The organism is Nonomuraea sp. MTCD27 (genome assembly GCF_041950495.1).
GTDB lineage: Bacteria > Actinomycetota > Actinomycetes > Streptosporangiales > Streptosporangiaceae > Nonomuraea.
Map to the genome: position 1 here is coordinate 302,749 of NZ_JBGNUW010000017.1, position 19,651 is coordinate 322,399.

Below are 19,651 nucleotides of genomic sequence, written 5' to 3' on the forward strand. Positions count from 1 at the left end.
GAGGGATGCGCCGGACGTCGCGCGACCAGGTCAAAGTTCACCTCGGATTCACCTGCCCGGCCGGATGCCCGGCCCCCGCCGGGTAGGTGGGGATCATGCGCTACAACGTGCTGGCCTGCGACTACGACGAGACCCTGGCCAGGGCCGGCCAGGTGGCCGACGAGACGATCGAGGTGCTGGAGCGGCTGTCGCGCGCCGGCATCAAGCTGCTGCTGGTGACCGGGCGCGAGCTCGACGACCTGCTGTCCGTCTTCCCGCACCCGGCCCTGTTCGACCTGGTCGTGGCCGAGAACGGCGGTCTGCTGTACGACCCCCGCCAGCACACCTGCGACGCCCTGGCCGAGCCTCCGCCGCCCGAGCTGGCCGAGCGGCTGCGGGAGGTGGGAGTGAGCCCGCTCGGGATCGGGCAGGTGCTGGTCGCCACGCGCGAGCCCCACGACCACGACGTCCTGGAGGCGATCCACGACCTGGGCCTGGAGCTGCAGGTGATCTACAACAAGGGCGCCGTCATGGTGCTGCCCCCGGGCGTGAACAAGGCCACCGGCCTGACCGCCGCCCTCGACCGGCTGGGCCTGTCGCGGCACAGCGTGGTCGCGGTCGGCGACGGGGAGAACGACCACGCGTTCCTGGCCGCCGCCGAGTGCGGTGCCGCCGTGGCCAACGCCCTGCCCGCGCTCAGGGACGCCTGCGACCTGTGCCTGGACGGCGAGGCCGGGCGCGGGGTGGCCGAGCTGGCCGGGAAGCTGCTGGCGGGCGACCTGGACGGCCTGGCGATCCCGCGCCACGACGTCCTGCTCGGGCACGTGGAGGGCGACGAGGTACGCCTGCCCACGTACGGGATCGGCCTGCTGGTGGCGGGACCCTCGGGCAGCGGCAAGTCCACGGTCACCACGGCGCTGCTCGAACGGCTGGCCGGCGACGGCTACCAGTGCGTGATCGTGGACCCGGAAGGCGACTACGCGGAATATCCGGGCGTCACCGTGCTGGGCGACCCGGACCGGGTGCCCGGCGTGGACGAGGTCGTCCACGTGCTGGAGCAGCCGGGCCACAGCGTCGCGATCAACCTGATCGGCCTGCAGCTGCGCGACCGGCCCACGTACTTCGCCGAGTTGCTGCCCCGGCTGTCCGGGCTGCGGGCCAAGCTGGGGCACCCGCACTGGCTCGTGCTCGACGAGGCCCATCACCTGATGCCCGCCGAGGTGCGTCACGTACCCATCGAGGACCCCGGCGACCTGGGCGCGGTCCTGATGATCACCGTGCACCCCGACGCGATGAGCCCGTCCGCGCTGCGGCTGGTCACCAGCACGGTCGCGGTGGGCAAGGAGCCGGAGAGCACGCTGGCCGCGTTCGCCGGCGCGCGCGGCCTGGAGGCTCCCTCGCTGCACCCCTCCCCGGACGGCGACCTCGCGCTGTGGCACGACGGAACCGCGGAGGCCCGGCGGCTCACGCTGGCCCCGGCCCGGATCGAGCGGACCCGGCACCGGCGCAAGTACGCGGCCGGCACCATGGCCAAGGACAAGAGCTTCTACTTCACCGGCCCCGAGGAGCGGCTGCGGCTACGGGCCAGGAACCTGCACACGTTCGTCGAGCTGAGTGAGGGCGTGGACGACGACACGTGGATGCACCACCTGCGCCGGTGCGACTACTCGGCGTGGATCCGCGACTGCCTGGGCGACGCGGAGCTGGCGGACGAGGTCGCGGCGCTGGAGCGCGCGGAACGGGACGGCCCGCCGCAGGAGAGCCGGCGACGCGTGGCCGACCTCATCGGCGCGCGCTACACCCTGCCCGCCGAGCCCACGGCGTACGACCCCGACCACAAGGACCGCTGACGACCGGCGCCCGGACAGGCCGGGCCCCGACCGCTGCTCAGGCCGGAGCGACGGGCGGCTTGATCGGGGTGCGGCCGCGGCCGAGCACCCAGAGCATCGCCGCCAGCCCGGCCACCTGGAGCGGCCAGCCCATGACGATCTTCGCGAAGCCGAGTGCCGCCACCGCCTGGTCCCCGCCACCGAACAGGTAGACGGGACCCTGCACCGCCACCCGCACCGCACAGGGCAGCATGAGGAGCCAGGTCAGCCGCGTGCACAGCTTCACGATGCCGGGATCCTTGTGCCAGGCGGTCGGATCACCGGTGACCGAACCGATCAGGAAGCCCACGACCGGCCATCTGGTGACGATCGAGATCAGCATCGCCACCATATAGCCGGCGTTGTACAGGATCCCGGGCAGGAAGTAGTCTTTCGCGTCGCCCGTACGGCTGGCGAAGAACGCGCCGATCGCGATGCCGATCAGGCTGTTGATCACGAACTGTGGCGAGGACCGCTGAATGATCCGTACCGCCAGCAGCAGCACCGCCAGCGAGATGCTGACGATGAGCGACGTCTTCAGGTCCTCGGTGGTGATCCACGACACCGTGAACGCGATCGTCGGCACCGCCGCCTCGATGATGCCCCGCACGCCGCCGAACGCCTTGGCGAGCTGTGCTCGCACCGCCGCCTCAACGGTGTCGTGGGCGACTTCTTCCGCCTCAGCACTCACCTGATCAACTCCCTGGGCGCAGCTCGTAACGCGGATTGAACATCACCTTGCGCCCGTCCTGCATGCTGACCAGGCCCTCGGCCTTGACGATCCGGCCGGGCTCGATGCCCGCGATCTTACGGCGGCCGAGCCAGACCAGATCGATCACGTCTGACCCGTCATAGAGCTCGGCCTCGAGAGCGGGGGCACCGCCCCGCGGACGCAGTGTCACCGTACGTAGCGTACCCGCCACGCAGAAGCGCCGGCGGCCGCCACACGAGACGATCGGGGTCGCTCCGATCTCGTCGGCGTCTTCTCGCAGTTCCTGGGCCTCGATCTCGGACTGGGTGGATGCCAGCCGACTGAAGAACCCGCGCAATCCCCCGCGTTTGGGGGGCTCTGCCGTACTCATGATGGTTCAGCCTATGTGAATGTCAGCCCTTAGCGAATCTCGCTGATTTCAGGACCTCGTTTGAACGGGTTGAGGCCCGGCCGCTCCTCGCCCTCGCTCGCCTGATCGTTGGGCCGGCGCAGCGGGATCGCCTCCTCCCGCGCCATCGGCTCGTCACCGCGGACGACCACGACGTCCTTGATGAAGTCGACGTACGCCGCCGCCACCGTGTCGTCGACGGCCGCCTTGCCGGAGACCACCGCGAGCAGGAACCAGCGCGGGCCGTCGATGCCGATGTAGCGGACCGGTCTGGTGTTGCCGTCGGCCTTCATCTCGCCGGTCAGCTCGCTGCCGAACGGTCCCTCGCGCTCCTCCAGGTGCTTGGCCTGGGCCAGGATCTTCGTCTTCACCTCGTCCCACAGGCCCGAGCTGCGCGGCGCGGCCAGGGCCTGGAGCTGCAGCGAGCTGTCCTCGTACAGGACGACCACGCCGACGTGCTGATCCCCGACCGAGGCCAGGCGCACGTCGAAGTCGGGGTTGTGCGGCAGCCGCAGACCGCCCAGGTCGATCCGGTCGGTCTCCGGGTGGGGCTCGTCGGCGTCCCACGGGCCGGACTCTCGCGTGGGGGCCGCAGCCTCCTGCTCGCCCACTTGCTCCGGCTGCTCACGACGACGACGTCGGAACACGTTCCTCACTCTCCCTGCTCATCGGGCCACTCGCGGGGCCCCTTGTTGGTCGGGCCCCGGCCGGGGCCCCTTGCTGCGCACCGGTCAGCGACCGGTCGATCCGAACCCGTTGGCGCCGCGTACGGACCCCGGCAGGCGCTCGACCTCGGAGAAGACCGCGCGCTCGACCCGCTGGACGACGAGCTGCGCCACGCGGTCGCCCCGCTTGAGCCGGAACGGTTCCTTGGCGTCGGTGTTGATCAGCGTCACCCTGATCTCGCCCCGGTAGCCGGCGTCCACCGTGCCGGGGGCGTTGACCAGTGTGACACCGTTCCTGGCCGCCAGCCCCGAACGCGGGTGCACGAATGCGGCATAACCATCGGGCAGAGCGATCGCCACCCCGGTGCCGACCACGGCCCTTTCGCCGGGCATCAGCTCCACGTCCTCGGCCGCGTGGAGGTCGGCGCCCGCGTCTCCGGCATGGGCGTACGACGGCATCGGCAGCTCGGGGTCGAGCCGCTGGATGAGAATCTCCACGTTGCTCAAGGGTTCACCTCGTAGTCCTGGTGTTCGGCGGCGATGGCGGCCAGGTCGCCGTGCTTGGCGAAGTGTTCCATGTTCACCTCGATGAACAGCGCTGCCGCGCGGACGGCGACCGGTCCGTCGGGGGCGCCGATGCGCCCCTCAGCCTCAAGGTACGCCTTCCTGCCCGAGATGCCGTTGCACCAGGCACGCAGGTGGAGTGTCGTGCCCACGGGAACGGGGAGGAGGTAGTCGGTCTCCAGCCGTCCCGTCACATAGGGCTTGTGGAACAGGTAGACGGACATTCCGATGACCTCGTCCATGGCGGCGGCCAGCACACCGCCGTGCGCCAGCCTGGGCGCTCCCTGGTGCGCCTCCCCCACCGTGAACTCGGCCTCGACGGTGGCGCCGTCGGGGGTCCTGGCCGTGAGGTGCAGCCCGGTCGGGTGCCCGGTGCCGCAGCCGAAGCACTGGCTGTAGTGGGAGCCGAGGGTGGTGCCCGGCGCCGGCGCGTCGGGATGCGCCTCGGGCGCGCTAGCGCCCGGTGGCGGGGTGGTGAGGGAGGAACGAGTCACGGGTGACGAGGTTACTCCGTGTCCCCCCGACGCTCGTCCCCAGTCGCCGTGCCGCACCCCGACACCACCGCCACGCACCCCGCCGCGCGGATCGGCGTTTCCGGCCGCGCAGGTCTGCTCTCGGACTCGCGGGCTTACGACCCTGCAGCGCGGGCCTGCGCGCCGACACTGCCGTCACGCGCGACACTGCCGTCACGCGCGGCGCCGTCGTCACGCGCGGCGTCGTCGTCACGCACCCCGGCAGCCCGCTCGCCCGACCCGATGGGGCGATCGCCCGGCCGGGCCGGAGGCGCTCCCGGCCCCGCAGGCCGATCACCCGACCCCGCAGGTCGCTCACCCGGACCGGCGGGCCGATCACCCGAGCCGCCGGGACGCTCCGGCCACCCCCGGTCGCCGCCGCCGTCGTCGCCGAGCAGACCGCTCCCGGGACCCGGGCCGGGCGGAGGGGCGCCGCCGGGGGGTTCGTCGTCGTGGCCCGGTGGTAGCTCGCGTGGTTTGTGTCTCAGCTCCGGCAGCGCCCGGTAGATCACCGCCGCCACCGGAACCGCCACGGCGGCCCCCGCGATGCCCGCCAGGATGCCCCCGATGGACAGCACCAGGATGATCGCCAGCGGATGGAAGTTCAGCGCCCGGCCCACGATCAGCGGCTGCAGCACGTGGTTCTCGAGCTGCTGCTCCACGATGAGGATCCCCAGGAAGATCAGCGCGTAGACGAGCCCCTTGGCGCCGAGCGTGACCAGTGTCGCGATGGTCCCGGCGAAGAAGATGCCGACGATGGGGATGAAGCTGGCGAAGAAGATCAGCACGGCCAGCGGCGCCCAGAGCGGCACCCCCATCCCGGCCAGCACGATGCCCATGATCAGCCCGTGCACGGCGGCCACCGCCACGGTGCCCTGGACGTAGTGGGAGAGCGTGGCCCACGCGGCCCGCCCCGCCCGGTCGACCCGCGGCGCCACCCCGCCGAACGCCTTCAGGAACCACGACCAGATCCGGTCGCCGTCCTTGAGCAGGAAGAACGTCACGAACAGCAGCAGCACGATGGAGGCGAGCACCTCGACGGCCACCGCGCCCGCGGACAGCACGGTGCCGGTGATGGCCGAGCGCTGCGCGTTGACCATGGCGGCGATCTCGTCGACGTAGCCGGTGATCTGCGCCTGCTGGAGGTGCAGCGGGCCGGTGATCAGCCACTCCTGAACGGTCCTGGCCGTCTCCTGCACCTGTTTGACCAGGTTGGGGAACTCCTCGCCGGCCCGCGCCCCGACCAGCCACCCCGTGCCGACGAGCACGGTGAGGGCCACCAGCATGGTGATCCAGGTGGCGTAGATGGGCCGCATGCCCGCGTTGCGCAGGCTTCTCGTCAGCGGGAACAGCAGCGCGGTCAGCAGCAGCGCGATCGCCACGGGCAGCGCCACGAACGCGAGGCGGGCGATCACCTGGACGATGAAGTAGACGACCACGCCGACGACGATCAGGCACACGCACCATGCGGTTATCTTGGCCAGCACGGGCGGCACGAGCTTGGTTGGGCGGTCGGACAGCACGTGTTCAAGACTGGCATGTCCGGGCCCGGGATGCGCGCGGATAACGGCCGGGCAGCTCACAGCGTAATCAAGCAGCACGCCGCGCACCCATGCGACGGCACGCGGCTCACAACTCCGAGATCGGGCCTGTGCAAGGGGTGGAGCGCGTGTCACCGTCATGGTCATGAAGGCTGTGGTGGTCCTCACCGTGCTGGCGTCCCTCGTCGCCGCCCCCGCCCCCGCGTACGCCTCCCGCGCCGCCCTGGCGCTGGAGGTGCTCTCCAGCCGCGCCGACCAGGTCAGCGGCGGCGACGCCCTGATCAGGGTCCGTCAGACCCGCGGCGCGCGCCTCAAGGTCCTGCGCAACGGCGAGGACGTCACCCAGTCCCTCACGAAGACCGCCGACGGCCTCACGGGCCTGGTGACCGGCCTGGCCGACGGGGACAACACGATCACCGCGGTGGCGTGGCCGCACCGGGAGAACCTGAGGGTGCGCAACCACCCGATCCAGGGGCCGATCTTCTCGGGCGCCCACCAGTACCCGTTCCTGTGCAAGACCGAGCGCAGCGGCCTCGGGCCGCCGGCCGTGGACAACCAGGACGGCCAGGGCATGCGCGTCAGCGGCGGCTGGAGCAAGGACTGCTTCGCCCCCACGGTCACCGACCGCCTCTACCGGTCCACCGACGGCACGTACAAGCCCATGCCCGCGCAGCGCCCCGCCGACCTGGCCACGACCACGCTGCTGGACGGCCGTACGGTCGACTTCGTGGTACGCCGCGAGCGCGGCGTCATCAACCGCTTCCTCTACTCGATCGCCATGCTGGAGGACGGCTGGAACGGCCGGGCGATCTACCGGTTCGACGGCGGCGTCGCGATCGGCCACGACCAGGGCACGCTGGGCGGCGCCGCCCTCGACCCGTACGGCCTGGGCAAGGGCTACGCGATCCTGCACTCCTCGGGCACCCGCACCTCCACCCACTACAACCTGATCCTGGGCGGCGAGACGGCCCTGATGGTCAAGGAGCGCTTCGTCGAGCGGCACGGCCTCCCGCTCTACACGGTGGGCGTGGGCGGCTCGGGCGGCGCCATCCAGCAGTACATCTACGGCCAGAACCACGGAAACAGGGTGATCGACGCCGCCGTCCCGCAGTATTCCTATCCGGACATGGTCACCCAGACCATCCACGTGGGCGACTGCGAGCTGCTCGAACGCTACATGGACCACAACCCCCGCTGGGCGAGGTGGGACGACCGTACGGCCCTGATCGGCATGAACGCCAGCGACACCGTGCCCAACCCGTACACCGGCAGGCCCGGCTCCGACGAGTGCGTCAACGGCTGGCGCGGCCTGACCCCGCTGACCATGAACCCGCTCTGGACCTCCGACAACGACCCCGAGTGGCAGCGCATGGACCCGCCGGGCGTCAAGGACACCGTCCAGTGGACCCACTGGGACGACCTCAGGAAGGTCTACGGCGTGGACGAGCGCGGCTATGCCCGTTCCACCTGGGACAACGTGGGCGTCCAGTACGGGCTGAGGGCGCTCACCGACGGGGTGATCACGCCGGAGGAGTTCCTCGACGTCAACGCCAAGGCGGGCTCGTGGAAGGAGGCGGCCGACATGGTGCAGGAGGGCTGCCCGTTCGTGCCCTCCGCCTGCCCGGCCGACCTCGACCCGTGGAGCGCCCGCAACGCCAACCTGGGCGACCCGGCCCCGAGGCGTACGGGAGACCCCGTCGCGATCAGGAACGTGCAGCGCAGCGGCCTGGTGTTCCGCGGCGACATCGACCTGCCGATCATCGACTGGCGCCCGTACCTGGAGGACCAGCTCGACATGCACAACTCGCACCAGTCGTTCGCCTCCAGGAAGCGGATGCTGGACCACGACGGCCGGGCCGGCAACCAGGTCATCTGGTTCACCGACGCCCGCCCGGACGGGCCGAAGTTCGACCAGACGCCCGAGGCGCTGCGGGTGATCGACGAGTGGATGGCCAATATCCGGAAATATCCGGCGCGCGGCGTGACGGGCAACAGGCCGCCCGACGCCGTGGACCGCTGCTTCGCCACGGACGGCACCCAGATCGCGGCCGGCCCGCACGTCTGGGACGGCGTCCTCGACCGCCGCTCCCCCGGCGCCTGCACCCAGCGCTTCCCGCTCTACTCGACCTCCCGCATCGTGGCGGGCGGCCCCATCGAGGGCGGCGTCTACAAGTGCCGGCTCCAGCCGGTCGAGCGGGCCGTCGCGCGGGGCCTGTACGGCTCCTGGCAGCCGACGGCGGACCAGCGCGCCCGCCTGAAGCAGATCTTCCCTACAGGCGTGTGTGACTACTGACGGGCAGCTCCCGCATGGAGCGCATGGGCGAGGTGACCACCCACAGGAACGCCAGGCAGGCGCCGGACGCGGCGACCAGCAGCGTGTTCCTGACCCCGATCGCCGCGCTCAGCGCCCCGCCCAGCAGGCCGCCGAGCGGCATCGTGCCCCAGACGAGGAAGCGGATGGTGGCGTTCATCCGGCCGAGCAGCGGCTCGGGTGTGATGGCCTGCCGGAAGCTGAGCTGCGTGACGTTGAAGACGACCGCGCCCGCGCCGAAGAAGAACTCGAACACCACGAACAACCCCAGCCGCCAGTCGGCCTCCACCCACGGCACCAGGAACATCAGCGGCGCGGGCAGCCCGATGGCCAGCCAGATCGTCGGCCCCTGCCCGAAGCGGGCGGCGATCCGGCGGTTGGCCAGCGCTCCGGTGACGCCCCCGAGCCCGCCCGCGGCCATGAGCAGCCCGATGGTGCCCGGGGCCAGGGCGAGGTCCCTGGCCAGCAGCAACAGGATCGGCGGCTGGGCCATGGTGGCGAACAGGTTCGCGGTGGCCGCGCACCCCGCGACGCGGCGCAGCAGCCGATGCCCGAGCACGAACCTGACGCCCTCCCCGATCTCCCTCCCCAGGTGGCCACGGCGGCGCTCCTGCCGGGCCTCCGGTTTGCGGATGGTGGCCAGGCACAGGGCCGACCAGGCGAAGCCGGCCACGGTGACGACGAGCGCGAACGGCGCGGTGAGGAACTGGATCAGGTAGCCGCCGGCGCCGGGCCCGCCGAGCTGCGCCACCGTACGCACGCCCTCCAGCGCGGAGTTGCCCTCGACGAGCCGCTCGCGTCCGACGAGGTGCGGCAGGTAGCTCTGGTACGCGGCGTCGAAGAACACGGTGAACACCCCGAGCACGAGCGCGACGGCGTAGAGCTGGTGGATGGTCAGCCCGTCCAGCCACCAGGCCACCGGCACGGAGGCCAGCGCCAGGGCCCGCGCCCAGTCGCTGACCACCATCACCGCGCGCTTGCCCAACCGGTCGACGATCGCCCCGGCAGGCAGCCCGATCACCACGAACGCCAGCGTCTGGCACGCGGCCAGCGCGCCCACCTCGAACTCCGAGGCGTGCAGCGCCGAGACCGCGACCAGCGGCAGGGCCAGCACCAGGATCTGGGTGCCCGCCTGGCTGGCGCTGTCGGCCAGGAACAGCCCACGGAAGTCGTGATCTTTTAACAAGCTCACGAAAAGAGAATCCATGACCGATTGATAAAAATCAACCGGTTATAGGGTGGCCATCCATGGGCACCAAACGCCGCCCGGCCACCGAGGCCGAGGCCCGCGCGCTGGCCTCCGCCATCCGCCTGCGCATCCTGCGGCTCTGCCTCGACCAGGCGCTGACCAACAAGGAGATCGCGAGCCGGCTCGGCGCCAATCCCGCCACCACGCTCCACCACGTGCGCAAGCTGGTCGACACCGGCTTCCTGGCGGCCGAGCCGAGCCGTCCCGGCCCGCGCGGCTCCACCGAGATCCCCTACCGCGCCACCGGCAAGTCGTGGGAGATGGACGTCCGCGAGAGCGGCGTGACCGGCGCCAACACCGCGATCCTCGACGCCTTCCTGGAGGAGGTCAGGCTCGCCGACGTCGAGGAGGGCGACTTCACCCGGCTCGGCCTCAGGCTCACCGCGCAGGGCCGGGAGGAGCTGCGCAGGCGGCTGCAGGAGGTGTTCGACGACTTCCAGGGCCGGCAGTCGCCGCCGGGCGGGGAGGCATATTCGGTGTTCCTCGCCCTCCACCGCGACGTCGCCAGAGACGGCTGACGCCGGGCGCCCCGCGCGGGGCGCCCGGCGTCGGAGCGCCGGTCAGCCCAGCTGGACCTCGACCTTGAGCTCGTCGCCGTAGTCGAGCACGAACTCCTCGACGTTGCCCGCCGCGCACAGGTCGTCCTGCGCCTGCCGCACGAGCTCCACGTCGGGCGCCCACACGGTCAGCCGGGAGACCTCGGCCCGCATCGACTGCTTGGCCTCCGACTTGGCCTTGCGGACCTGCCCGAGCACCTCCGAGGCCACCGCCAGCACGGCCGGGTCGCCCTCTCCCCGCTCCGTGAGCGGCCAGGCGGCGCGGTGGACCGAGCCATCGCGCCACCACGACCACACCTCTTCGGTCACGAAGGGCAGGAACGGCGCGAACAGCCGCAGCAGCGTGTCGAGCGCCTGCCGCAGCGCCGCGTGCGCCGACGCCGAGGCGGCGCCGGACTCGTACGCGCGGGCCTTGACCAGCTCCAGGTAGTCGTCGCAGAACGCCCAGAAGAAGCGCTCCACGGCCTCGATCGCCCGGGTGTGGTCGTAGGCCTCGAACGCCTCCGTCGCCTCCCGCACGGCGTCGCTCAGCGCCGTCAGCATCGACCGGTCGAGCGGCTCGGTCACCTCGGAGCCGGCGTCGTCGGAGGCCAGCCCGAGCACGAACTTGGAGGCGTTCAGGATCTTGATCGCCAGCCGCCGCCCGATCTTGAGCTGCCCCGCGTCGAAGGCGGTGTCGACGCCGTAGCGCCCGTTGGCCGCCCAGTAGCGCACCGCGTCGGAGCCGTGCTGCTCCAGCAGGTCGAGCGGGGTGACCACGTTGCCCTTGGACTTGGACATCTTCTTGCGGTCGGGGTCGAGGATCCACCCGGAGATCGCCACGTCGCTCCATGGCGTGCCGCCGAACTCGTAGTGCGATCTGACCACGGTCGAGAACAGCCAGGTGCGGATGATCTCGTGGGCCTGCGGCCGCAGGTCGGCGGGGAAGACGCGGCGGAACAGGTCGTCGTCGGAGCCCCATCGGCCGGCGATCTGCGGCGTGAGCGACGAGGTGGCCCAGGTGTCCATGACGTCGGGGTCGGCCATGAACCCGCCGGGCACGCCCCGCTGCTCCTCGGTGTAGCCGGGCGGCACGTCGGAGGACGGGTCCACCGGCAGCATGTCCTCGGTGGGCAGGATCGGCGCGTCGTGGACGGCCTGCCCCGACTCGTCGATCGGATACCACACCGGGAACGGCACGCCGAAGAAGCGCTGGCGCGAGATCAGCCAGTCGCTGGTGAGCCCCTCGACCCAGTTGTCGTAGCGCACGCGCATGTGCGGCGGGTGCCACGTCAGCTCGCGCCCGCGCGCCAGCATCCGCTGCCGCAGCTCCTCGTCACGGCCGCCGTTGCGGATGTACCACTGGCGGGTGGTGACGATCTCCAGCGGCTTGTCGCCCTTCTCGTAGAACTTCACCGTGCGCCGCACGGGCCGGGGCTCGCCCTCGAGGTCGCCCGACTCCCGCAACAGCTCCACGATCCGCTCGCGGGCGCTGTGGACGGTCTTGCCGGCCAGCTCCTTGTACGGCTCCTCCTCCACGCCCTCCGGCGGCTCGGGCAGCAGCCGCCCGTCCCAGCCGAGGATCGGCCGGGTCGGCAGGTGCAGCTCCCGCCACCAGGTGACGTCGGTGATGTCGCCGAACGTGCAGATCATCGCGATGCCGGTGCCCTTGTCGGGCTCGGCCAGCCGGTGGGCCAGCACGGGCACCTCGACCCCGAACAGCGGCGTCAGCACCGAGGTGCCGAACAGCTCCTGGTAGCGCTCGTCGTCGGGATGGGCGACCAGCGCCACGCAGGCCGGGATCAGCTCGGGCCGGGTCGTCTCGATCCAGACCGGGCCCTTCTCGCCGTAGAAGGAGATCTTGTGGAAGGCGCCGGGCCACTCCCGGTCCTCCAGCTCGGCCTGGGCGACGGCGGTGCGGAAGCTGACGTCCCACAGGGTCGGCGCCTCGGCGAGGTAGGCCTCGCCGCGCAGCAGGTTGCGCAGGAACGCCCGCTGCGACACCGCGCGGGACTCGTCGCTGATCGTGGTGTAGAGCAGCGACCAGTCGACCGACAGCCCGACCCGCCGCCACACCTCCTCGAACGCCTGCTCGTCGAGGGCGGTCAGCTTGTGGCACAGCTCCACGAAGTTGCGCCGCGAGATCGAGATCTCACGCTTGCCGGGCTTGTCCGGGGGGACGAACTCGGGGTCGTAGGGCAGCGACGGGTCGCAGCGCACGCCATAGACGTTCTGCACCCGGCGCTCGGTGGGCAGCCCGTTGTCGTCCCACCCGATCGGGTAGAAGACAGACTTACCGATCATCCGCTGGTAGCGGGCCATGATGTCGGTGTGGGTGAAGGAGAAGACATGCCCGACGTGCAACGACCCCGACACGGTCGGCGGCGGCGTGTCGATCGAGTAGACCTGCTCACGCGGCTTGGACCGGTCGAAGCGGTAAGTGCCCTCGTCCTCCCAGCGAGCTACCCATACCTGCTCCAAGCCGTCAAGGGTCGGCTTTTGGGGCATGGATGGACGGCGTAGTCGCTGTTGAGTCATGCCTCCTTATGGTACGGCTTCACGGGCGCGGCCTGCGGTAGAGACTAGTGTTCGTTACAAAGGGGAAGGGAGATCGACATGGCGGAGGACAAGCCCGATGTCGCCTGGCGTGTCATCGGTGGCCTGGTGGGCCTGGTGACCGCCTGGGCGGCGCGGAAGATCCTCGGGTTCGCCTGGCGGAAGGCGACCGGCAAGGAGCCGCCCATCGACACGGACTCGCCCGAGGTCAGCATGGGTGAGGCGATCGGCTACGCCGTCGTCATGGGAGTGGGCATGTCAGTGGCGCAGATCGTGGTCAACCGGACCGCCAAGAAGCGCTACGACGCGTGGAAGTCTGTGAAGCAGGTGTCTCCAGGGCCGTGAGGAACTCGCTGGCCCAGCGGTCCACGTCGTAGGTGGCGACCCGGCGGCGCATCGTCCGCATCCGCCGGGCCAGCTCGTGCGGGGTGGCGCGCATCGCGGCCAGCATCTGCCGCTTGACGTCCTCCACGTCGTACGGATTGACCAGATAGGCCTGCCGCAGCTCGTCGGCGGCCCCGGCGAACTCGCTGAGCACCAGCCCGCCGTGCAGGTCGTGGTGACAGGAGATGTACTCCTTGGCCACCAGATTCATCCCGTCGCGCAAGGGCGTGACGACCATGACGTCGGCCGCCAGATAGAGCGCCGCCAGCTCCTCGTGGCCGTAGGACTGGTGGAAATACCAGATCGGCTGGTAGCCGAGCTGGGCGTGCTCCCCGTTGATCCGGCCGACCTGCAGCTCGATGTCGTCGCGCAGCCGGCGGTATTCGTCCACCCGCTCCCGGCTCGGCGTCGCGATCTGCACGAACACGGCCTCGCCGGGCCGCAGCTGCCCGTCCTTGAGCAGCTCTCCGAACCCCTCCAGCCGCTGCCCGATGCCCTTGGTGTAGTCGAGCCGGTCCACGCCCAGCAGCACGTGCTCGGGGTCGCCCAGCTCCATCCTGATCTCCTTGGCCCGCGCCACGATGTGCGGCTCGCGCACGATCGTGTCGAGCTGCGCGAAGTCCACCGAGATCGGGAACGCCTGCGTGGTCACGATCCGGTCGTCGAGGAAGATCTCGTTCCCCTTGTACGGCAGCCCGAGCAGCCGCCGGCACAACCTGCGGAAGTTCGAGGCGCCGCCGGGCAGCTGGAAGCCCACCAGATCGGCCCCGAGCAGCCCTTCGACCAGCTCCTTGCGCCACGGCAGCCGCCAGAACAGCTCGGTCGGCGGGAACGGGATGTGCAGGAAGAACCCGATCCGCAGGTCGGGCCGGAGCCTGCGCAGCATGGCGGGCACGAGCTGGAGCTGGTAGTCCTGCACCCACACGACCGCGCCCTCCTCGGCGGCCTCGGCGGCCGCGACGGCGAAGCGCTCGTTGACGGACCGGTACGTCTCCCACATCGCCCGGTCGAACACCGGCGGCGCCACCACGTCGTGGTAGAGCGGCCACAGGGTGGCGTTGGAGAAGCCCTCGTAATAAAGCTCCACCTCGCTGGCCGACAGCGGCACGGGGATGAGACTCATCCCGTCCTGCTCGAACGGCTCCAGTTTCTCGTCGGGCGCCCCGTGCCAGCCGGCCCAGGCGCCATGGCGGCGCTGCATCACCGGCGCTATGGCGGTGACGAGGCCTCCTGGACTCCTGCGCCACGAGGCCGCTCCGTCAGGCTCGATCGTCCGGTCCACCGGCAACCGGTTCGCGACGATCAGAAACGAGCTACGGCCACTCACGCAGTCCTCCTATGGGGTCATGTGTCAGGAGAGCCGCCGAGTGCGCGGCTCACAGCGGCCGCCACCGACTCCGGCCCCGCATGGGGGATGATCGCGGCGATGTGGGAATCGGGCCTGATGAGCCATGCCTCATCCGGCCCGGCGCCGAGCCTCTCAGCGAGCGAGCCAGTCCCATCCATCTCCGCGAGCCCGCGTACGGCGAGCGGCGCCGTAATGACCTTGCCCAGGACCTGCACAAACAAACTCGAATCGCACATATCACCCAATAGCACGAGAAATCCGTCCCGGGCAATCTCCCGCAATCTGCCCCCGGGAAGCGGCACGTCGGGCAGGATCACGCCCGGCGCGGGCACGCACAGCGCTCCCTTCGGCGGTCTGCCGAGGAAGGGCCGCGACGGCTCGGGCGTGGTGAGCGGCGAGTCCACGTACCAGTACGGCTCGGCGAAGCGCCCCGAGTCCACCTCGGCGACCCGGCCGCCCTCCAGCACGGCCCGCCTGCGCATCCGCTCCTCCACGCTCCTGGGCGCGAGGAAGCGCATGGTGGCCGCGGTGACCTGCAGATTCTCCCGCGCGGCCGCGTGCCGCTCGGCGTGGTACGACTCCAGCAGCTCCTCCCCCGCCCAGCCGTTGAGCACGAAGGCCAGCTTCCAGGCCGCGTTCTCGGCGTCGGGCACGCCGGAGTTGAGCCCCCGCGCACCGAACGGGGCCACCAGGTGGGCGCAGTCGCCCGCCAGCAGGACCCGGCCGACCCGCATGCGGGAGGCGATGCGCGAGTGGAAGCGGTAGGTGCTGTGCCAGAGCAGCTCGTACGGCCGATCCCCGATGATCTGCCGGATTTTTCGCGATATATCGGCTTCTGTTGGGATGAAGTCCGGCGCGATCTGCCAGTCGATCCGGTACGTGCCGCCGGGGCAGGGATGGATGAGCACCTGCCGCCCCGGGTTCCAGACCGGGTCGAAGTAGAAGCGGCGCTCGTTCTCCCAGCCCGGCAGCTCGGCCTTGATGTCGCAGATCAGGAACTGGTCCTCGAACGTCTCCCCGGAGAAGGCCACCCCCAGTCCCCCGCGCAGCCCCTGGGCCCTGGCACCCGCGCAGGCCAGCACGTAGGGCGCGCGCAGCCGCCGCTGGCCGCAGTGCACGGTGACGCCCGTGGAGTCCTGGGACAGGCCGGTGACCTCGTGGTCCCAGCGCACCTCGATGAGCGGCTGCCCGGCGATGACCTCGTCGAGGATCTGCTCGGTGCGGCTCTGGGAGATGTTCACGCAGGGTGGCAGCGGCCCCTCACGCTCGAACGCCCAGGAGAACAGCTCCCGGTCGCGGTAGTAGGTGCGGGCCGTGGTCCAGGCCAGGCCCTCCTCGGCCACCTTGGCCGCGCCGGCGGCGGCCCAGATGTCGAGCACGTCGCGCTGCTGGCAGATGGACTTGGAGCCGCCCCTGCCCCGCGACGGGCGCTGGTCGAGCACCAGCACCTGGACGCCCCAGCGGGCCAGCAGCAGCGCGGCGCTCTGCCCGACCGGGCCCGCGCCGATCACGATGACCTGTGCGTCGTTCCTCATGACTGCAGCTCGTCCCACACCTGCCGGTCGCGCTCGGCGGTCCAGATCCGTGGCCGCTCGACGCCGTGCAGCTCGTCCCAGAGCCTGGAGACGTTGAACGGCAGGCAGTGCTCGAAGATCGGCCAGGCGCCGTAACGCGGCTCCAGGGCCCGGTGCGTACGCTCGAACGCCTCCTTCATCGACCCCGCCGCGCCCACCTCGCGCAACATCACCGCCAGGAAGTCGCGCGTCTGCCCGATCGCCGCCGCCACGCCGTCCTTCCCCCTGGCCACCGCGCCCCGGCCGCCGACCAGCGTCTCCGCCCCGAACGACGCCACCCGGTCGAGCGTCCCCGAGGACCACTCCCGGTGGAAGGCGTCGCCGGTGTAGAGGGCGGCCTGCGACTCCACCAGGTCTCCGGCGAACATGATGCGCCGATCCGGCAGCCAGGCCACCAGGTCGCCCTCGGTGTGGCCGCGCCCGCAGTATTGCAGGACGAGGTCGCCCCGCCCGCCGCCCAGATCGATGGTGAACCGGTCGCTGAACGTCGCCGTCGGCCACGTCAGGCCCGGGATCGAGCCGGGCTCCTTGAACAGGCGCGGCATCCTGCCGTATTCGCTGGCCCAGTCCTGCTCGCCGCGCTCGGCGATCAGCTCGCGGGTCTTCTCGTGGGTGACGATCACGTCCGCGCCGAACGCCGAGGCGCCCAGCACCCTGACCGCGTGGTAGTGCGACAACACGAGGTATCTGACCGGCTTGTCCGTGTGCTCGCGCAGCCGGGCCAGCCACTCGCGGGCGGCCACCGGCGTGGCCAGCGCCTCGAAGCAGACGAGGAAGTCCTCCCCCTCGATCGCGCCCACGTTGGGGTCGCCCTCGGCCGTGAGCGCGTAGACGCCCTCCGCCAGCACCTCCAGAGACTGCCTCTTCTCGCCGAGATCCGCCGACGAGGCGAACGGCTTGGCCATCGCTCCTCCTCCGCTCAGCCGTCGAAGTCCATCCGCACGCCCGACGTCCTGCCCATGCCCATCTCTCCCGAGATCAGGCGCACTCCGCGTGCCACGCCGGCCGCCCGGACCGCACCGCGTGGAAGCGCCCCGCGACGTGGCCCGGGCCGGCGCTTCATCTCTTGACAGGGAAGTCAGGACGGTGATTGGTTTACCGAACATTCGGTCAGTTGACAAGGGAGACTTGCGTTGGAGAGCGCGCGTCGCATGATGGACGCCGACACCGCCTCCGCGGCCCTGGGCATCGAGTTGACGGAGCTGGGCGAGGGCCGGGCGGTGTGCCGCATGACCGTGACGGGCCAGATGATCAACGGCCATGACCTGTGCCACGGCGGATACGTGTTCCTGCTGGCCGACACGGCGTTCGCGTGCGCCTGCAACACCTACGGCCCGGTGACGGTGGCGGCGGGCGCGGAGATCACGTTCGTCTCGCCTGCCCGCGCGGGCGACGTGCTGGTCGCCGAGGCGGCCGAGCGCACCCGCTACGGGCGCAGCGGCATCTACGACATCACCGTGCGAAGGCCGGACGGACAGGTGGTCGCGGAGTTCCGCGGCCGGAGCCGGGAGCTGAAGTGAGACTTGGAGATCCCCCCGCGGACCACGAGCTCGACCCGGTCGAGCGGGTGTCCCGCGACGAGCTCATGGCGCTGCAGCTGGAGCGCCTGCGGCGAACCCTCGACCACGCGTACCAGAACGTACCGATTTATCGGGCGAAATTTGACCAAGCCGGGGTGCATCCGAGCGACTGCAAGGAGCTCGGTGACCTGGCGAAGTTCCCCTTCACCACCAAGCAGGACCTGCGCGACAGCTACCCGTTCGGCATGTTCGCCGTCCCCCGCGAGCAGGTGGTCAGGGTGCACGCCTCCAGCGGCACCACGGGGCGGCCGACCGTGGTCGGCTACACCAGGAGCGACATCGACGTCTGGGCGGAGGTCATGGCCCGCTCGATCCGCGCCTCCGGCGGGCGGCCCGGCGACATCGTGCACGTGGCCTACGGCTACGGCCTGTTCACCGGCGGGCTGGGCGCGCACTACGGGGCCGAACGGCTGGGGTGCACGGTGGTGCCCGTCTCGGGCGGCATGACGGCCCGGCAGGTGCGGCTCATCGCGGACTTCCGGCCCGACATCGTCATGATGACGCCGTCGTACATGCTGGCCCTGCTGGACGAGTTCGCCGCGCAGGGGCTGGACCCGCGCGCCGCGTCCCCGCGCGTCGGGATCTTCGGCGCGGAGCCGTGGACGGAGCGGATGCGCGCGGAGATCGAGGAGCGCTTCGACCTGCACGCCGTGGACATCTACGGCCTGTCCGAGGTGATCGGGCCCGGCGTGGCGAACGAGTGCGTCGAGAGCAAGGACGGCCTGCACGTCTGGGAGGACCACTTCTACCCGGAGACCGTCGATCCGTTCACCGGCGAGCCGGCCGAGGCGGGCGAGCTGGTCTTCACCAGCCTCACCAAGGAGGCCATGCCGGTCATCCGCTATCGCACGCGCGACCTGACCCGGCTGCTGCCCGGCACGGCCAGGCCCGCGTTCCGCCGCATGGAGAAGGTGACCGGGCGCACCGACGACATGATCATCGTGCGTGGCGTGAACGTGTTCCCGACCCAGATCGAGGAGCTCGTGCTGGCCACGCGGGGCCTGTCTCCGCACTTCCAGCTGCACCTGACGCGCCCCGAGCGGCTCGACGTGATGACGGTCAGGGTCGAGGCGCGTCCCGAGTTCGGCGGCGGGCGGGGCGAGGCGGGCGAGGCGCTGCGCAGGGCGGTCAAGGACGCCGTCGGCGTGAGCGTGGAGGTCGAGGTCGTGGATCCGGAGACGCTGGAGCGGTCGGTCGGGAAGCTCAAGCGGGTCATCGACCGGCGAGCTGCGGCGGGCGACCAGGACAAGCAGGGATAATCGGGCATATGGCCACATCAGCCCCCACGCGTCAGCGCAGGCGCGGGCACGACCCCGAGTCCGTGCTGTCCATCGCGGTGGGCGTCTTCAACGAGCGTGGCTACGACGGCACCAGCATGGAGGACCTCGCCAGGGCGCTGGGCGTCACCAAGTCGGCCATCTACCACCACGTGCCGGGCAAGGAGCAGCTCCTCGCCCGCGCCCTCGACCGGGCGCTGGACGGCCTGTTCGAGATGGTGGCCGACGAGCGCGCCGCCTCGGGGGCGGCCATCGAGCGGCTGGAATGGGTCGTACGGCAGAGCGTGCGCATCCTCGTCGACCGGCAGCCGTACGTGACGCTGCTGCTGCGGGTGCGTGGCAACAGCCGCACCGAGCGGGCGGCGCTGGAGCGGCGGCGGGAGTTCGACGCTTTCATCAGCCACCTGGTCGGGCAGGCGGCGGCGGAGGGTGGCATCCGGGCCGACCTGGATCCCGCACTGGTGACGCGGCTGCTGTTCGGCACCGTGAACTCGATCACCGACTGGTACCACCCGTCACGCGGCGCCTGCGCTGACGACCTGGCGGACGCGCTGATCAAGATGGCCTTCGACGGGCTGCGCTCGGACGCGGCCTAGACACCGGGCCC

General features: G+C 70.9%; 18 protein-coding genes. 7 read left to right on the forward strand and 11 right to left on the reverse strand.

From position 1 onward, the window contains the following. The first annotated feature begins 95 nt into the window (after nt 1-95). Nucleotides 96-1,829 (forward strand): HAD hydrolase family protein, encoded by a 1,734-nt coding sequence (locus ACBJ59_RS41755; protein ID WP_375115641.1) that lies wholly within the window; start codon nt 96-98, stop codon nt 1,827-1,829. Between the two features lie 37 nt (nt 1,830-1,866). Here the strand turns inward: ACBJ59_RS41755 and ACBJ59_RS41760 are convergent, their stop codons facing one another. From ACBJ59_RS41760 to ACBJ59_RS41785, 6 genes are all read right to left on the reverse strand, one after another. Beyond that, the gene (locus ACBJ59_RS41760) at nt 1,867-2,538 is read right to left on the reverse strand and encodes a DUF3159 domain-containing protein (protein ID WP_375115642.1); all 672 of its coding nucleotides are present in this window, start codon (nt 2,536-2,538) and stop codon (nt 1,867-1,869) included. Between the two features lie 4 nt (nt 2,539-2,542). After that, nucleotides 2,543-2,929 carry an OB-fold nucleic acid binding domain-containing protein gene (locus ACBJ59_RS41765; RefSeq protein ID WP_364114824.1) on the reverse strand — a complete coding sequence of 129 codons (387 nt, stop codon included), beginning with the start codon at nt 2,927-2,929 and terminating at the stop codon, nt 2,543-2,545. A gap of 29 nt (nt 2,930-2,958) precedes the next feature. Continuing rightward, nucleotides 2,959-3,594, reverse strand: coding sequence for a DUF3710 domain-containing protein (locus tag ACBJ59_RS41770; RefSeq protein ID WP_375115643.1), 636 nt, complete (start codon nt 3,592-3,594; stop codon nt 2,959-2,961). Nucleotides 3,595-3,678: 84 nt separating this feature from the next. Then, entirely contained in the window at nt 3,679-4,119 is a 441-nt protein-coding gene (dut, locus tag ACBJ59_RS41775; RefSeq protein ID WP_364114820.1) for a dUTP diphosphatase, read from the reverse strand. After that, entirely contained in the window at nt 4,116-4,670 is a 555-nt protein-coding gene (locus ACBJ59_RS41780) for a PaaI family thioesterase (RefSeq protein WP_375115644.1), read from the reverse strand. Before ACBJ59_RS41780 ends, dut begins: the two co-directional genes overlap by 4 nt. A 134-nt stretch (nt 4,671-4,804) precedes the next feature. After that, complete coding sequence (locus ACBJ59_RS41785; RefSeq protein ID WP_375115645.1) at nt 4,805-6,211, reverse strand: AI-2E family transporter; 1,407 nt, start codon at nt 6,209-6,211, stop codon at nt 4,805-4,807. A gap of 163 nt (nt 6,212-6,374) precedes the next feature. Here ACBJ59_RS41785 and ACBJ59_RS41790 point away from each other — a divergent pair, with 163 nt between their 5' ends. Then, nucleotides 6,375-8,522, forward strand: a complete 2,148-nt coding sequence (locus ACBJ59_RS41790) for a DUF6351 family protein (RefSeq protein WP_375115646.1) — start codon at nt 6,375-6,377, stop codon at nt 8,520-8,522. On the opposite strand, the gene ACBJ59_RS41795 is transcribed toward ACBJ59_RS41790, so the two are convergent. Beyond that, nucleotides 8,500-9,747 carry an MFS transporter gene (locus tag ACBJ59_RS41795; protein WP_375115647.1) on the reverse strand — a complete coding sequence of 416 codons (1,248 nt, stop codon included), beginning with the start codon at nt 9,745-9,747 and terminating at the stop codon, nt 8,500-8,502. The genes ACBJ59_RS41790 and ACBJ59_RS41795 overlap by 23 nt on opposite strands. A 41-nt stretch (nt 9,748-9,788) precedes the next feature. On the opposite strand from ACBJ59_RS41795, the gene ACBJ59_RS41800 reads away from it, so the two are divergent. Beyond that, a complete protein-coding gene (locus ACBJ59_RS41800; RefSeq protein ID WP_375115648.1) occupies nt 9,789-10,307 on the forward strand; it encodes an ArsR/SmtB family transcription factor in 519 nt (172 codons plus the stop codon). Nucleotides 10,308-10,349: 42 nt separating this feature from the next. Here ACBJ59_RS41800 and valS read toward each other — a convergent pair whose 3' ends face one another. After that, nucleotides 10,350-12,863, reverse strand: coding sequence for a valine--tRNA ligase (gene valS, locus ACBJ59_RS41805; protein ID WP_375115649.1), 2,514 nt, complete (start codon nt 12,861-12,863; stop codon nt 10,350-10,352). A gap of 78 nt (nt 12,864-12,941) precedes the next feature. Here valS and ACBJ59_RS41810 point away from each other — a divergent pair, with 78 nt between their 5' ends. Then, entirely contained in the window at nt 12,942-13,226 is a 285-nt protein-coding gene (locus ACBJ59_RS41810; protein WP_364114806.1) for a DUF4235 domain-containing protein, read from the forward strand. Here ACBJ59_RS41810 and ACBJ59_RS41815 read toward each other — a convergent pair. From ACBJ59_RS41815 to ACBJ59_RS41825, 3 genes are read right to left on the reverse strand one after another with little or no spacing between them, the layout of a single operon-like run. Further along, on the reverse strand, nt 13,159-14,592 hold the full coding sequence (locus ACBJ59_RS41815; RefSeq protein WP_375115650.1) for a trehalose-6-phosphate synthase: 1,434 nt from the start codon (nt 14,590-14,592) through the stop codon (nt 13,159-13,161). The genes ACBJ59_RS41810 and ACBJ59_RS41815 overlap by 68 nt on opposite strands. A gap of 17 nt (nt 14,593-14,609) precedes the next feature. After that, nucleotides 14,610-16,148: an FAD-dependent monooxygenase gene (locus ACBJ59_RS41820; RefSeq protein WP_375115651.1), complete on the reverse strand. Its 1,539-nt coding sequence runs from the start codon at nt 16,146-16,148 to the stop codon at nt 14,610-14,612. After that, complete coding sequence (locus tag ACBJ59_RS41825) at nt 16,145-17,092, reverse strand: MBL fold metallo-hydrolase (protein WP_375115652.1); 948 nt, start codon at nt 17,090-17,092, stop codon at nt 16,145-16,147. The genes ACBJ59_RS41820 and ACBJ59_RS41825 overlap by 4 nt, the downstream gene beginning before the upstream one ends. A 246-nt stretch (nt 17,093-17,338) precedes the next feature. Here ACBJ59_RS41825 and paaI point away from each other — a divergent pair, with 246 nt between their 5' ends. Genes paaI through ACBJ59_RS41840 form a run of 3 tightly spaced genes read left to right on the forward strand, consistent with a single transcriptional unit; the run spans nt 17,339 to nt 19,640 of the window. Next, nucleotides 17,339-17,707: a hydroxyphenylacetyl-CoA thioesterase PaaI gene (gene paaI / locus ACBJ59_RS41830; protein WP_364115152.1), complete on the forward strand. Its 369-nt coding sequence runs from the start codon at nt 17,339-17,341 to the stop codon at nt 17,705-17,707. Further along, nucleotides 17,704-19,026: a phenylacetate--CoA ligase PaaK gene (gene paaK / locus ACBJ59_RS41835; protein ID WP_375115653.1), complete on the forward strand. Its 1,323-nt coding sequence runs from the start codon at nt 17,704-17,706 to the stop codon at nt 19,024-19,026. Before paaI ends, paaK begins: the two co-directional genes overlap by 4 nt. A gap of 8 nt (nt 19,027-19,034) precedes the next feature. Next, a complete protein-coding gene (locus ACBJ59_RS41840; protein WP_375115654.1) occupies nt 19,035-19,640 on the forward strand; it encodes a TetR/AcrR family transcriptional regulator in 606 nt (201 codons plus the stop codon). The last annotated feature ends 11 nt before the right edge of the window (nt 19,641-19,651 follow it).

Excerpts from the sequence above, each read along its gene's own strand:
- ACBJ59_RS41755 (WP_375115641.1), top strand. The coding sequence starts at position 96 with ATGCGCTACAACGTGCTGGCCTGCGACTACGACGAGACCCTGGCCAGG.
- ACBJ59_RS41765 (WP_364114824.1), bottom strand. The coding sequence starts at position 2,929 with ATGAGTACGGCAGAGCCCCCCAAACGCGGGGGATTGCGCGGGTTCTTC.
- ACBJ59_RS41790 (WP_375115646.1), top strand. The coding sequence starts at position 6,375 with ATGAAGGCTGTGGTGGTCCTCACCGTGCTGGCGTCCCTCGTCGCCGCC.
- ACBJ59_RS41795 (WP_375115647.1), bottom strand. The coding sequence starts at position 9,747 with ATGGATTCTCTTTTCGTGAGCTTGTTAAAAGATCACGACTTCCGTGGG.
- ACBJ59_RS41800 (WP_375115648.1), top strand. The coding sequence starts at position 9,789 with ATGGGCACCAAACGCCGCCCGGCCACCGAGGCCGAGGCCCGCGCGCTG.
- valS (WP_375115649.1), bottom strand. The coding sequence starts at position 12,863 with ATGACTCAACAGCGACTACGCCGTCCATCCATGCCCCAAAAGCCGACC.
- ACBJ59_RS41810 (WP_364114806.1), top strand. The coding sequence starts at position 12,942 with ATGGCGGAGGACAAGCCCGATGTCGCCTGGCGTGTCATCGGTGGCCTG.
- ACBJ59_RS41820 (WP_375115651.1), bottom strand. The coding sequence starts at position 16,148 with ATGAGGAACGACGCACAGGTCATCGTGATCGGCGCGGGCCCGGTCGGG.
- ACBJ59_RS41825 (WP_375115652.1), bottom strand. The coding sequence starts at position 17,092 with ATGGCCAAGCCGTTCGCCTCGTCGGCGGATCTCGGCGAGAAGAGGCAG.
- paaI (WP_364115152.1), top strand. The coding sequence starts at position 17,339 with ATGATGGACGCCGACACCGCCTCCGCGGCCCTGGGCATCGAGTTGACG.
- ACBJ59_RS41840 (WP_375115654.1), top strand. The coding sequence starts at position 19,035 with ATGGCCACATCAGCCCCCACGCGTCAGCGCAGGCGCGGGCACGACCCC.